This is a genomic window from Bradyrhizobium sp. 604_D8_N2_3 (assembly GCF_051810765.1).
GTDB classification, from domain to species: domain Bacteria; phylum Pseudomonadota; class Alphaproteobacteria; order Rhizobiales; family Xanthobacteraceae; genus Bradyrhizobium; species Bradyrhizobium barranii.
Genome location: NZ_JBPWPM010000001.1, coordinates 6,763,392 through 6,776,395 on the forward strand (window position 1 = coordinate 6,763,392; position 13,004 = coordinate 6,776,395).

The 13,004-nt window shown below is 61.0% G+C and carries 12 protein-coding genes and 2 pseudogenes; 7 read left to right on the plus strand and 7 right to left on the minus strand.

The features are described from left to right. Positions 1-63: 63 nt before the first annotated feature. The gene (locus AB7245_RS32485) at positions 64-324 is read right to left on the minus strand and encodes a hypothetical protein (RefSeq protein ID WP_063981899.1); all 261 of its coding nucleotides are present in this window, start codon (positions 322-324) and stop codon (positions 64-66) included. A gap of 264 nt (positions 325-588) precedes the next feature. Next, positions 589-1,638: a site-specific integrase gene (locus AB7245_RS32490; RefSeq protein ID WP_245328583.1), complete on the minus strand. Its 1,050-nt coding sequence runs from the start codon at positions 1,636-1,638 to the stop codon at positions 589-591. Positions 1,639-2,494: 856 nt separating this feature from the next. Here AB7245_RS32490 and AB7245_RS32495 point away from each other — a divergent pair. Together AB7245_RS32495 and AB7245_RS32500 are read left to right on the plus strand one after the other, a co-directional pair. Beyond that, a complete protein-coding gene (locus AB7245_RS32495) occupies positions 2,495-3,745 on the plus strand; it encodes a tyrosine-type recombinase/integrase (protein ID WP_354132227.1) in 1,251 nt (416 codons plus the stop codon). Positions 3,746-3,876: 131 nt separating this feature from the next. Next, complete coding sequence (locus AB7245_RS32500; RefSeq protein WP_063981897.1) at positions 3,877-4,251, plus strand: nuclear transport factor 2 family protein; 375 nt, start codon at positions 3,877-3,879, stop codon at positions 4,249-4,251. Positions 4,252-4,335: 84 nt separating this feature from the next. Here AB7245_RS32500 and AB7245_RS32505 read toward each other — a convergent pair whose 3' ends face one another. Then, a complete protein-coding gene (locus AB7245_RS32505; protein ID WP_063981896.1) occupies positions 4,336-4,557 on the minus strand; it encodes a hypothetical protein in 222 nt (73 codons plus the stop codon). Positions 4,558-5,186: 629 nt separating this feature from the next. Between AB7245_RS32505 and AB7245_RS32510 the strand changes: the two genes are divergently transcribed. From AB7245_RS32510 to AB7245_RS32520, 3 genes and pseudogenes are all read left to right on the plus strand, one after another. Further along, the gene (locus tag AB7245_RS32510; protein WP_063981895.1) at positions 5,187-6,875 is read left to right on the plus strand and encodes an aspartate:alanine exchanger family transporter; all 1,689 of its coding nucleotides are present in this window, start codon (positions 5,187-5,189) and stop codon (positions 6,873-6,875) included. A 115-nt stretch (positions 6,876-6,990) separates the two neighbouring features. Then, positions 6,991-7,309, plus strand: a pseudogene (locus AB7245_RS32515) (dienelactone hydrolase); the annotation flags it as partial. A 30-nt stretch (positions 7,310-7,339) separates the two neighbouring features. Beyond that, positions 7,340-7,558 (plus strand): hypothetical protein, encoded by a 219-nt coding sequence (locus AB7245_RS32520; protein ID WP_187387978.1) that lies wholly within the window; start codon positions 7,340-7,342, stop codon positions 7,556-7,558. 82 nt (positions 7,559-7,640) lie between these two features. Here AB7245_RS32520 and AB7245_RS32525 read toward each other — a convergent pair whose 3' ends face one another. Beyond that, entirely contained in the window at positions 7,641-8,792 is a 1,152-nt protein-coding gene (locus AB7245_RS32525; protein WP_084795347.1) for an AI-2E family transporter, read from the minus strand. 161 nt (positions 8,793-8,953) lie between these two features. Here AB7245_RS32525 and AB7245_RS32530 point away from each other — a divergent pair, with 161 nt between their 5' ends. Beyond that, entirely contained in the window at positions 8,954-9,550 is a 597-nt protein-coding gene (locus tag AB7245_RS32530; protein ID WP_084795028.1) for a GNAT family N-acetyltransferase, read from the plus strand. A gap of 400 nt (positions 9,551-9,950) precedes the next feature. Here AB7245_RS32530 and AB7245_RS32535 read toward each other — a convergent pair whose 3' ends face one another. Both AB7245_RS32535 and AB7245_RS32540 read right to left on the minus strand, forming a co-directional pair. After that, entirely contained in the window at positions 9,951-10,571 is a 621-nt protein-coding gene (locus tag AB7245_RS32535) for a hypothetical protein (protein WP_371498122.1), read from the minus strand. Positions 10,572-10,737: 166 nt separating this feature from the next. After that, entirely contained in the window at positions 10,738-10,929 is a 192-nt protein-coding gene (locus tag AB7245_RS32540; protein ID WP_080586686.1) for a hypothetical protein, read from the minus strand. A gap of 135 nt (positions 10,930-11,064) precedes the next feature. On the opposite strand from AB7245_RS32540, the pseudogene AB7245_RS32545 reads away from it, so the two are divergent. Then, positions 11,065-11,392 (plus strand): annotated as a pseudogene (locus tag AB7245_RS32545) (outer membrane protein); the annotation flags it as partial. 127 nt (positions 11,393-11,519) lie between these two features. Here the strand turns inward: AB7245_RS32545 and AB7245_RS32550 are convergent. Beyond that, entirely contained in the window at positions 11,520-12,680 is a 1,161-nt protein-coding gene (locus AB7245_RS32550; RefSeq protein ID WP_231142770.1) for an IS30 family transposase, read from the minus strand. Positions 12,681-13,004 lie beyond the last annotated feature (324 nt).

Here is a 13,004-nt window from a genome sequence, read left to right on the forward strand (position 1 = left end):
AGGGCTCTCGATGCCCCTATTCATGTGTTCCCGGCCGGCGCCTCGCCAAAGGTGCCGGCCTCTCTATTTTGCGGAAGACTTATCGGACAGCGCCGCGCGGCGCTTAACCCAAGCATGCACGCGGGTTTTCAGGAACGGCGCTTGGCGTTCCCCGGTTTTGATCGGCCACGGAAAACCGTACCGCAGTTGCTTGCGGCGCAAATCCGATCGATCACGAACGATGCCGCGCGCTTCCAGATCAGCGTAGCTGTAGAGCCCGGCCGCGATCTCCTCGTCGGTCGGCGCATCGTCTTTCACTTCGTTTTGGGGCTTAGTCAGGAACATCGCGTCACCTCAGGCAATTTGGTGACCCAGAAACCTAAACAGAAAATCTCGCCTGTAAATACCAGAAAACTGCGAAAATAGGGCCTCGGCGAAGCTAAGTGGCTCATTTGCATCGCCGGGTCTAGCTCAGCTCCGAGCTCGGCTTGGACCGATATAGCCCTCGTTTGCCGCGCCCCTGCAAATCCGCTTGTCGGCGGACTTCAAGGACCCGTGGCATTGGTTACGAACGTTTCGAAGTTTATGTCGACCTCAACTCCGAGTGCATCATGCAACCATGTTGTCAGCGGCTGGCGCAGGTTCCGACAACAACCCGACGCGCGCGATGTCGTCGATGGAATGCTCGGTGATGTACCTCGAGTAATGCTTTTCGATCATCGCTACGCTGGTGTTGTGCAGCGACGCCACCAGCCTGATCGGCACATTTCGCAGCAGCATGCGGACGATGCTCGAGTGGCGCAGGCAGTACATCGTCACCTCGGCGGGATCGAGCCCAATGGCGGTAACGGCCTTGTCCACTTGGCGATGATAGTTCTCGCGCGGATTGTTGTTCCAGGGACTGCCGTTGCTTTGCAACAGCAGCTGAGCATCGGCTGCACGACCTCTAGCCGCCAGCTTGAGCCGTACAGCCAACTGGACCGTAATCGGCACGCTGTAGCGCTCGGCCTTTTTCGCACTGCGATTTCTGCCGCCGCCCTTGGCAGACTTCGGCATCATCAATTTCGGCCGCACCGGATGATCCTGCAGATCCTCGACGCGAAGCCGGACCGCCTGACTGGGGCGCGCGCCAGTGTTCGCCAGTGTGTCGGTCAGCAGTCCGAATTGATGATCGAGTCCGTAAGCGGCGGCGACGAATTCGTGCACCTTGTTGTCCGGCAGGATCACGTTTCTCGCCTCCTGCGCGTTAGGCAGATTGGCAAGACCAATTTCCCATGCCTCACGGTTCTTGACGCGCTGGTCATGCTGCGCCGCCAGTTCCAGCGCAGCGCAAACGCAGCGGCAGAGCCGATTGATCGTGGCCGGCGCCATCGTGCCAAGCAGGCCGTCGCGCCACTTCTTCAGTTCGATCGCCGCGAGCAGCGCCACCGGCTTCGACAACAGCGCCGGCGTGAGATGCAGGCGCGGATGCTCTGCGTTGTAAGGATTGGCTGCGCGGGCCTCAAGATCGCGCTTGTAGTCCTTGAGCGCACCGTCAACAGTGATCGGTGCGTTGCTGGCGCTACCGTCATCGCTGCGCGCCAGCTTCTTCGCCGCATCCTGCGCCTCGTGGAACGTCAACACGTTCCTGGCGTCGGCATCCTCGAAATCGTCGGCCAACGCAAAGCTCTTGGTCCAGTAAGCGCCATGGCCGTCGCTGACCTTAAGCACCCATGTGCCGTTGGTCTTGTTGCGCCTGTACATCAGCGCGATTCCGCGCGCGAGCGACGGGCCACTGTAAGGCCTGCGGCGAATCTTTAATCGCAGCCGCGCGCTGCGGCTTTCCAGCGCACTGAAGCTGACTTTGCGTGCCATGTAATTCGTGTCCCCGTTGTCGCGAAGTGTCGCGATCGTGTCTGTAGAGGCCCATGAAGGCGTATGACACGTTATGGGGATATTGCGCGCGGGATCAATGGGATGCGAACTGCACGTCGCTCTACAGAACTCCATGCGCCTATTTATTTTCCCTGCGCAGTGGTTGGACGGCTTATGCCGTGCTCTCCCGGGAGCCGAATTCCTTCTGGCCTCCCTCACGCCTGCGAAAGTCACCGACACCGCGCCGGTTGACGCGACTGCCGCATCCGCAAAGGCTTGACCGTAGCGACGACGGCCAGGACCACACGTCTATACTTTGGCATTCGGTGAAACACGCCGAAACTAACAAAACCCTTTTAGGCTTTTTCAACTAGCCTGATGCGGGCTGTTTCAGCGGGCTTCACCAAAATAAGGGCCCGGCCCTAAGCCTTTCAGCGTCCGCACGACAAACTGAAAGCCCCAATGCCGAGCCCTTTGGTCTCAAGCCTTAGGAGCCGAAACCACATGGATAGTAGCATTGCCCCCTCCCCCGCCGGCAAGCGGGGCCGCAACAGCAGCGTCATTCTGACCGACCGCATGTGCGAGAAACGCGTTGCCAAACGGACCAAGCTCTACGACCGTAAGTGCCCTGGTCTGTACGTAAGCATCACCACGACCCGGGGTGGCAACCTTCTCGTTCAAGTTCACCGACCGGGAGACCGGCAAGCAACGCACCGGCTGGCTTGGCGTCTACAATGCTGAGACCTTCACGGTCGAGGACACCCGTAGCAAGGTCTACGGCCTCAGGGCCAGGGGTGGCGAGGCGCTTGCCGAGACCTTCCGCGACCAGAAAGCTGCGAAGGCGAAGCGCGGCAAGACCGTCGCCGAGATCATCGACGAGCGCATCGCGTGGATGAAGACGTTGGTCAAGAAGCCCGATGGCGAGATGCGCCCCCGGCTCGAAAGCTGGCAAAACACCGCGAGCCACCTCGACCGCCTCATCCGCCCACGCCTCGGCAAGAAGCTGGCCATGGAGGTCACCAAGCACGACATCGCCACACTCTCGAACGACATCGTCGCAGGCAAGTTCGGCAAGCCCTCGGTCAGCAACGCGCGCCATATGCGCAAGGCGGCCTCGGGCCTGTTCACCTGGGCGGCGGAGGCAGGCCGCGACTATGTGACCGCCAGCCCCTGCGTCAACCTGCCAAAACTCGATCCCGAACATCCCCGCACCCGGGTCCTCTCCGAAGACGAGATCAAGACGTTCTGGCAAGGACTGGACCGCAACGACCTTCCCTACGACCGCCGGACCCGGCTCGCACTCAAGTTCGAACTGGTCACCATGCTGCGCTCGCGGGAACTGCTCGGCGCGCATCGGGATGAGCTGTTTGACCTCGACGGCGAGCATCCGCGCTTCGACGTGCCGCTCAAGCGGGTCAAGAAGCGGCGGGTGATCCAGCAGCCGTTATCCGATCTGGCGGTCGAGATCATCAAGGAGGCGCTCGCCTCGGATGGTCAGCAGTTTGCCTTCGAGAGTCCCATGTACAAGGGCCAGCCGATCCACCGGAAAGCGATGGCCGACGCCCTGCGCGGCACCAAGCACGAGACGAACAAGGACAAAACCAAAACCGCTGGCCTCTGCGAGCTGCTCGGTCTCAAGCCGTTCACGCCCCATGACCTGCGCCGGACGGCAGCGACCCTGGCCGGCGACCTCGGCTTCGACGACGCATGGATTGCGAAGTGCCTCGACCACGCCGCGAGCAAGAAGGCCGAGCAGATCGTGCCGACGGTCACCGGCAAAGTGTACAATCACTCCAAGCGGATGAAGGAAAAGCGCGCGGTGCTGGACGGCGTCGCGGCCGAGCTGCGGCGGATCGTCGGCGGGCGGACATCGAGAAAGGACGCCAATATCGGGCTTCACGTTGCGGCCTGATCTATCGCCCCGCCTGAGCTTCGATCAGGCGGGCTTCAATCAGTAGTTCTGCGGGAGTGCGTTCAAGCAGCATTCATCACAGTCCATCTAAGTCCCGCGCCGGGAGCGGCGCGGCTGATGATGGAACCTCCATGCCTATTTCGAGGGATGACTTTGACCCCGTTGCCACAGTTGTAGACTGGCTCGACGCCTGCCGGCGTGGAGACGTCAACGCGCTGCTCGATCTGTATGATGAGCGAGCGGTGCTTGAATGCGCCTGCGAAGGCGTCAGCCTGACTGGGCGAGAAGCAATCGCTGCCTACCGGTCACCTAAGCTCGAAACGAAGCGAGTACTCTCATTTTCGCTGGACGACGTGAGCCTGACGGGCCACGGCGTTCAAATCGACTATCAAAATTACGAAGGCAAGCCGGCTCGCGTTTATTTTCGGTTCGGTGTCTCAAACAAGATCATCTACACAAGCTGCGCACCCATGGCTCGGGCGGCCGCCCGAAGCTCCGTCAACTGAGATAACGGTCCGCGCGGCCGCAGAGTTGCGGCGATTGTAGCTCTATCGAGCAGTCATCAGCCCTTCGGCAGACACTCCGCTGCTTCACTTCACCTTCGCTGCTTCATCGAGACACTTGTAACCTGAGCCGCCGCGCGCCATGCACTGGTCGAAGTGTTTTGTCTGCCGCGCTGCCGTTGGTCCAGCAGGCTGCAGCTTTCCGTTCTTATCGACGCATTCGTACAGCAAGCCGGGTGTGCGCAGCGAGCAGGGCATGCACGACTGCTGGGCTTGCACCGCGCTTACTCCGACCAGCAGCAGCATCATCACAAAACAGCTTTGCTATCACATCAAAGGGGGCCGAATCGATTCGCACGGAGTCAAGACGCTGTGAATAGGTCGAATAACTGCGGGGTGTTTCCCCCGGACTCCGCGTGGCGCGCGAATCTCTTGTAGGGTGAGTAGGTCAGGCGAACTTGATTCGTCTGATGTCCGAGGCAGCTGGCGGCCGACCGGCGTGCGATGAAACGGTTCACGTCATGGCCGCCCGGCTGACGATGCGGTCGGATGCCCTTCCTTTGGATCAGACGGTTGCCCCGCGTTGCCCTCTCCGAGCACGCTGTCGAGCGATCGGACGGCGCGTTCATAAACGGGCCTCGTTGAGGTCGGCTTCGCGGCCAGGCAGCAGGGTTAAGGGAGCGATCACAGCGATACCAAGCTCCGTCCATGCAGACCAAGCCGGTAGACCCAAAGCAGAACACGACTGGTACCCGATCGTCGCGGTGCGCCGACGAAGCAGTGACGATGTCCATCGTGCTCATGTCCGAGACGTCGACTGTCCCGAATCCTGCACGGCTCAAAAGGCGAAGGCGTGCCGTCGGCGAGGATTGATCTAGATCAAGCGTCGCCGGGTTTCACGATTCAGATTCGGCGCAAATGGCTGGAGGGCATGCGCCATGGATACCGTCAGGTGGATGATCTCCACCGCTCCGGAAATCTTCCTGCTGCTTTCCATCGCCATCGGCACGGTGCTGGGCCGAGCCAAGATTCGTGGTTTCTCAATCGGAACGACAGCCTGTATCCTGGTGGTGGCCGTGCTCATCGGTCAGCTCGGAACCTTTACATTCCCGTCGCTGCTGCGCGTGCTTCTGTTCAGCCTGTTCGTGTTCACGATCGGCTACCGGTCCGGCCCCGAATTCTTCGCCTCCTTGAGCATCCGCACCCTGGCGCAGGTCGCCATGGCGCTCGTGCTCGGCGGCACGGGTCTCATCCTCGTTTTGATATTTGCCTTCACGTTCAAGCTCGATCCGGGCACGGCCTCGGGACTTGCCGCCGGTGGGCTGACGCAATCTTCCATCATCGGCACGGCGTCCGGAGCGCTCGCGCAAGTCGGCTTGTCCGGTGATGCTTTGAAGCAGCAAGAAGCAAACATCGCAGCTGGATACGCCGTCACCTATGTCCTCGGCTATATTCTCACGCTCCTTTACGTGCCGTTTGTCGCACCGAAACTGATGCGGATCGATTTGAAGGCGGAGGCGGCGAAGCTGGAGGCGGAGCTTGCCGGCGGCAACCCGCCACAGAGTGAAAATCTGCACTATCGCAAATTCCAGGCGCGCGCCTACCGGGTCTCGGCCGCCGCGGGACGCACGGTCAAGGACGTCGAAGAGGAAATCGGCAGCCGCACTGTCGTCGAGCGAATCGTGCGGCAGGGAGCCGATATCGAGCCGCGCCTCGACAGCATCCTCGAACCCGGCGACGACATCGTCGTCGCCGGGCGAACCGCTGCCCTCGTCGCGGCAAAGCCGGTCATCGGCAAGGAAATCGATGCCGACGAAATCCTGAAGGCAATTCCGGGCAATGTGATCGACGTCCTCGTCGACAGCCGCCATCTCCATGGCCGATCGATCAAGGAGATCGCTGAACGCGTCGGCAACGACGCACGCGGCGTCTATCTCCGCACGCTGACCCGGATGGGCCGCGAGGTCCCGTTGGGCCCGGACACCCGCGTCTATGTCGGGGACGTCATGACGCTCGTCGGCAGCACTCGCAACATCGAGCGTGCCGCCACGAAGGTCGGGCAGATCCTGCGCTCCGGCGACCGCGCCGACATCGCCTTTCTCGCAACCGGCATCGCCGCGGGCCTCCTCGCGGGTCTCGTCAGCCTCAGGGTCGGCGGCATCCCGCTGACCTTGGGCGGCGGCGGCGGCGCGCTGATCGCTGGCCTCGTCTGCGGCTGGATGCGGTCGCGCCGGCCGACCATCGGAGCGTTACCACGCGCGGCACAGCAGACACTGAGCGATCTCGGGCTCGGTGGCTTCATCGCAGCCATCGGGCTCGGCAACGGAGCCGCGGCCTGGGCTGCGATACAGGCGCACGGGGCGTTGCTGGTGGGCATGGGCCTGGTCGTCACGCTGGTGCCGCTGATCGTCGCGACACTGTTTGCGCGCTATGTGTTGCACATGAATCCGGTCATCACCTGCGGGGCGCTGGCCGGCGCCATGACCGTCGATGCTGCGGTGACCGGAGCCTGCGAAGTCGCCGAGAGTCAGACCCCAGTACTCGGCGTCGCAGTGCCCTACGCCATCGGCAACGTCGTCCTGACTGTGCTCGGCCCGATCATCGTGGCGCTCACTTATAACGGCTGACGGAGGCGACGATGCGTACGCAGTTGGCCGCAATCTTCCGACCGCTCTTGACGGCTTTGGTTCTCCTTGCCGCCTTCGGCTTGCCGGCCCTCGCCGAAGACAATGTCCGTCTCCAGCGATCATCACCTTTGCAGCAGGTCGCGGCGGTCGCGTCGACGGCAAGCCCAACAACAACTGCGCGCCGGACAGACTGGTCGAAGCGACCGCGGATTTCGGCCCTACCTCGCGGGTGCCATGCTGTGGTTCTATATCGAGACGTTCTTTGGCCCGGCGTTGTTGAAGCGCATGCATGAGGCTTTCACTGCGGCCGGCGGCAGGGCCGATATCATCTGATGCCGCCCTTCGGCAATGAGGGGCATTTCTTCGTCGGCTCGACCGACACAATTCCGATGTGGTCACCGCTCGTCGAAAAATCCCTCAACGCGCATAAATAGTTACGGAGGGTGGCGCCTGGAGACGCAACCATGATCAACGCCCCTTCAACGCCATGGCCCGGGCACGCTCGCACCTTCCTGTTGATTTTGTTCGCAGCGGCCATTGCCGGACCAGCTTCGGTCCAGAACGCCGCGGCGCAAAAGCAGGCCTCTGAGGCGAAGCCCGCCGAGATCGCCCCTCGCGGGCAGCGCGGAGCCAAAGACATCACCTTCGGAGACTGGCAGAAGCTCTATGTTGATCACTGTTGATCACGCTGATGACGGTGCCGAGGAACTGGACTGCCATCGCGTGCTCCCATGGCGGACTCGGCCATGCTCCTGGTTTCGTCGGTCAGCGATTGTTATCCGGCGAAGGGGATGATGAGACGCCTTGATGCAGATCAAGAGAGCGCGGCGGCCCATAGCCAACATCTCCCCGCTGCGGAGCGCGTTCGGTACGGATCCAGGCAACCGTCAGCTCCCAAGCCACCGACAGAATGATCGGTCCGATGAAGAGGCCGATGATGCCGTGGACGAGGGTTCCCCCGATCACCCCGATCAGGATGACGAGCGCGGGTGTGGTCAGGCCTCGCCCCATGACGAGCGGCTTTAGGATGTTGTCGAGCACAGATACGATCGCGAGAAACACCGTCAGCAGAAGCGCGATCGGGAATTCCTTGTCAGTCCAGATCCAGATAATGACCGGCAGGATGACGATCGTTCCGCCGATCTGCACGATCGACAGCAATAGCACCACGAACGCCAGTAGTCCCGCGCTGGCGATACCGGCCAGCTTGAACCCAATGCCGGCGAGCAAGGATTGGACGATCGCGACGCCGATCACACCCTGCGCGACCGCACGGATGGTGGTACCCGCGAGGTCCAGAAAGTGCTCGCTCTGGTCGGGCACGATCTGTGACAGAAAGTCACGACCCGCGGCCACGAGTTGCGGGCCATATGGAAACACGACGCCAGCCACGACCACGGACAGCAGGAACTTCACGGTCCCCACACCGGCATTGCCGGCAAATCCGAGCAAGGTCGTCGCGAAGGGCTTGAGATACGGCACCACTTCGCGCAGAAGCGAACGCAGATTGGTCGAGGCCTGATCCCAGAGATCGAAGAGCCGAGGCCCGACGAGTGGCCAATCCTTGATCGATTGAGGTGGCGACGGAACCAACACCTCGCCGGCGGTCATTTGGCCGGCAAGATCCCTGATCCCGTCGACTGCGCCCATGCCGAGCCACGTCGCGGGCCCAATGACAACGGCGAGACTGATAAGGGTTAGGATCGCTGCCGCAAGTTTCGGCCGGTCGCCGAGGATTTTGGCAAGGCGCTGAAACACCGGATTAAGCGCGACGGCGAGCACGACACTCCAGGCCAGGATTGGCACGAACGGACGGATCAGGAGCAGTGTCCAGACGATCAGGACCGCGAGCAACCCCAGCCGGATCACAAGCTGGATGACCTCGTCTCCGAAGATGATCTGGCGGAGTGTTCTCACGGACGCGCCTTCAGCCTTGGCCACGCATGTTGCGGGTGAGTGAGCTAGTTCCCCCTCTCGCGCGGAGGTCTTGATCCAGATCAAGCGACCACGACCGGCCGGGAGGCCCTTGGGCGGGATCGGGCAAGTGCGTCGCCCGGCCTCTCGACACCGGAGTCCGCATGTCGGTCACCAGTGCACGAGAGCACTTGCGCGACGGCAGTCCGGTCGAAGTTCGCGCGCTTCGGCCGGAGGACGAGGCCGACATGCTCGCCGCACTAGACCAAGCGAGCCCGCAGTCGTTGCAGCGCCGATTTTTTGCGATGAAGCGCCATTTCTCCGACAAGGAGCGCGCCTTCTTCATGGACGTCGATTTTAAGAATCAAATCGCCTTGGTTGCGCGCGCGGAGGAAGCAGGCCGGAAGGCTGTGGTTGGCGGCCGCCGATATATTGTCTCCGAGCCCGGCCGGGCCGAGATGGCTTTCATGGTGGTCGATGCATGGCAGGGGCGCGGCGTTGGCTCGATGCTAATGCGGCACCTCGTCGACATCACGAGGGAAACGGGACTGAAGGAATTGACGGCGGAAGTCCTGCCCGAGAACACATCAATGTTGAAGGTCTTCGGCAGGTTCGGGTTCAGGTCGGCTGCGGGGCGAGATCCACAGACAGTCCTGGTAGCATGCTTTCCATGGGATTTTGCCCTCCCCCGAGGCCGCACCAAGTTTCCGTTGCAGGGACGCGCGCGCAACCGATCACTCCGCAAGCGCGCGATAAACTGACGCGTGGCCTATCTTGAGGGCCTTTGCAATGGCAGACGGGCCAGCGCCGCTGGCCTTCATTTGCCACTGTGTTCGCCGTATTGGTTGGCGGCTGGATGTTCCGCTACGAGCCAATCGGGCAAGGCTTCGAACACAGAAACCGCTTCACGGGCGCGACCAGTAGAGTTTCCTTGGAATGCTGGACAGATAAAGATTAGGCCGCCACTTGGACATTGCTCCTCCGCGGCCGCCTCAGTTGGCGGCCTTTTCGGTTAGGCGAGACTGGCCGAGCAGTGCGGCCCCGTGTGTATGCCGCCATCGCGATACACGTTACGCGACGCGCTCATCCCGTCCGGCTCGTTGATACGCCATCACGCAAGCTCGGATGGCACCTCGAGTTTGGCCCGCCATTTCCCGGGGTCTACCGGTCGGCAACCAATTGCACCGTTTGACGTCCACCGTTTAGCGCTCTGAGTTTGTTTATGTATTCTTCAGGCTTCAACAAATGGAATGGAGCCTTCAAACCCATAAAACTCGCTATGCGACCGATGAAATTGGTGCAGTTGGTTGTTCCCGCGTTCCACACCGGCGAGGTCGCCTGAAGACGTTTGATGTAAGCAAATACCTTTTTGGCGTCAGCCTCATTCAAGTAGACTCGATAGCTGGCTGTCAAATATTGCTCATCGAGGTCGCCGTAGCTCGCGCCCGTTTCAGAAGGCACAAACATGAGATGTCCCAATACGTACGGCAGTGTGTCGCCTGCTGGATGCAGGCCGGCAACTTCGACCGCCCTTTGGCTCGTCTTGCCGTACCAGACAAATGCGTGTCCGTAGGATGCAGCAGTGCGGGCACGAAAATCAACGTAGTAGGGTCCTTTAACTGAAGATACCCGGGCCGGCTTTGCATCCGACGTGGCTGGCGGGCTGCCTGGCGCAGCTGCGGCCGTTTTCGTAGCGGAGTTGATTGAGGTCTTGGGGGAAGTGTCCGGTCGCTGCTGAACATCAGCACGCGCCGCGAGTTGCTGTGCACTAGCGCTTCCCACGGAAGCCGCAAAGATTGCGACTCCGACAATAAATCGCAGATCGCGGTATTCCCAGATCACCCTTGCCACGTTCAACCCTTCTTGGGCCCAACACAGCCCAAGCTAAACATTACTGGAGGTGAACGCCTCCGGCCCCGACGGGCCGAAGGCGCTTCAATCTTCGGGATTAGCCCTTGGTGACTAACGGAGCTGGCGCCGGAGCCTTGCCGATCGGGTATTTGCCGACTGGAGTTTTGCCGACGGGATATTTACCAACCGGCGCGGTCTGGACGACGGGCTGCGGACGAGGCAGATCCGCGGCAACTGCCGCTCCCACCAAAGCCAAAGACGCAGCACCCGCAATTACGAATTTCAGCATCAATCTCCCCTGAAGTTGCCCACTACCCCTTACCGAATCTGACCCTAGCCGGACGCTCTACCCACACAACAAATAGATGCCGGTGCGGACAGTCGCGCGATCCCTTTTTTGGCGAATGTTGCAGAAGGGGCACTCTACGTGAAGGGCGGCGCCGCCGTGACGCGCAAATCGATTCGATATATTCAACAACATCACCGGGGTCGGCCTGGCATCGGCAGGCCACACACGCTGGGGCGGCGCCCTCGGTGTCGGCTGGGAGTACGGCTTCACGCCCAACTGGTCGCTCGGTATCGAATACGACCATCTCTGGATGGGGCGTCATAATGCCAGCTTCGCAGGCGTGGTTACTCCCGGAGGGTTCATCCTCACCGGCAGCGGGGTCAGCCAAGATGTTGACATGGTCACGCTTCGGTTGAATTATCGCTTCGGTGGATACGGCGCACCGGTCGCGGCCAGATACTGATCTCACCCACCTTCGCAAACCAAAGCCCAGGCTCGCCGGGGCTTTTTTGTAGTTATGAATTTTCTGGCCTTTGCTACCTTGCGGTGGCCGCGTGCCGTTCTCTTCCAGTCTACCCCCCCCGGCCGGCTCAACCGGTCGACGCAACACAGGCATTAAATCTCTCTGCTGGCGTTTCAAATTGCAAGGTCTCACGTGGTCGTTCGTTTAGCTGACGAGCCACTTTGTTCAGATGGGCTTGCGAATGCACCGACAAGTCGGTGCCCTTTGGAAAGTACTGTCTGAGCAGGCCATTGGTATTCTCGTTCGACCCGCGCTGCCACGGGCTTTGCGGGTCGCAAAAATAGACATCGATGTTGGTCGCCATCGTAAAGCGCCGATGATCCGTCAGTTCCTTGCCCCGGTCCCAGGTCAGGGACTTATACAGCTCTTTAGGTAGCTTCTTCGCCTGCTTGATGAGCGCGTTGACTACAGTCCGGGTGTCCTTGCCTGCCACCCTGGCCAACATCACGTAACGCGTTTGACGCTCGACCAAGGTCGCGATGTAGGTGTTGTTCGGCCCGGACAACAGATCGCCCTCCCAATGGCCAGGCACAGCCCTATCTTCAACCGCAGCCGGTCGCTGACGGATTGAGACGGCATCCTTCATGTGTCCCCGTCTATCGCCATTCGGATCAACCGGCCTAGAGCGGCGCATCGAACGCCTCGATCGAAGATGACTAAGCAGCTCTTTCTTGAGCACGCCACGCGCTTGGACAAACAGGCTGCGGTAGATGGTCTCGTGTGACACCTGATTACACTCGTCTTCAGGATACGTTCTCTTCAGCCAACCGGCTATCTGCTCGGGTGACCAATCTAATCTGAGCTTCCTTGCCACTGCCTGCCGAAGCCGCGGATTGGTCGCCAGCTTACAACATTTTGGACGACGGGATCGTGCCCAGGCATTCTCGTCCGCAAGTGTCGCCCGGTAGCGGTCATAGCCGCCATTGCGGCTCATTTCCCGGCTCACCGTCGATGGGGAGCGGCCAAGTAATTTGGCGATCGACCGGGCCGATTGATGTGCCGTAACGCCTCTGGAAATCACCTCGCGTTCCGCAAGCGTCAATGCCAGCCTGGAGCGACGCCGCTCCGCAGGACGAAACCCTCCATGCGGAGCAACTAGAAAATAGATCGACGATGACTGCTTACCAAAAGCTCGCCCGATCGCCTTCAGTGACTCCCCGCGCTTCCACCGGTCCCATAACTCCGTCTTTTCTGCCGCAGTGAAACCTCTATGAAATCTCCGTTCCATCCAACACTCCATCTTTTCCTCTAAGATAAAGTGTTGCGTCGATCAGTTGAGATCGCCCCGGCGAACGGACATAGTCAGACCGCCCCGGCATGTCTCACACGGGTTTCTTGGAGTGTTCTTGCCACGCAACTCCGCGGATGAGAGAAAGCAGGCCGAAGCCGCTATGGTCTGGAGTTGGCCCCGACCGTTCACGACTAAGCCAGTGGCTGGAAAACTGGTGCGGCTTGCCGGTGTCCGGGAGCCCGGCGCTGGCGGCGCGCTGTAGGGCCTTCTAATGGCCTCACCCTTGACGCCTGTTCTGTGTCGTCGTGGCGACGGATGCCT

What these genes read in the sequence shown, in the direction of transcription:
- AB7245_RS32485 (WP_063981899.1), bottom strand. Translation starts at nt 324, where the DNA reads ATGTTCCTGACTAAGCCCCAAAACGAAGTGAAAGACGATGCGCCGACC.
- AB7245_RS32500 (WP_063981897.1), top strand. Translation starts at nt 3,877, where the DNA reads ATGCCTATTTCGAGGGATGACTTTGACCCCGTTGCCACAGTTGTAGAC.
- AB7245_RS32505 (WP_063981896.1), bottom strand. Translation starts at nt 4,557, where the DNA reads ATGATGCTGCTGCTGGTCGGAGTAAGCGCGGTGCAAGCCCAGCAGTCG.
- AB7245_RS32510 (WP_063981895.1), top strand. Translation starts at nt 5,187, where the DNA reads ATGGATACCGTCAGGTGGATGATCTCCACCGCTCCGGAAATCTTCCTG.
- AB7245_RS32520 (WP_187387978.1), top strand. Translation starts at nt 7,340, where the DNA reads ATGATCAACGCCCCTTCAACGCCATGGCCCGGGCACGCTCGCACCTTC.
- AB7245_RS32530 (WP_084795028.1), top strand. Translation starts at nt 8,954, where the DNA reads ATGTCGGTCACCAGTGCACGAGAGCACTTGCGCGACGGCAGTCCGGTC.
- AB7245_RS32540 (WP_080586686.1), bottom strand. Translation starts at nt 10,929, where the DNA reads ATGCTGAAATTCGTAATTGCGGGTGCTGCGTCTTTGGCTTTGGTGGGA.
- AB7245_RS32550 (WP_231142770.1), bottom strand. Translation starts at nt 12,680, where the DNA reads ATGGAACGGAGATTTCATAGAGGTTTCACTGCGGCAGAAAAGACGGAG.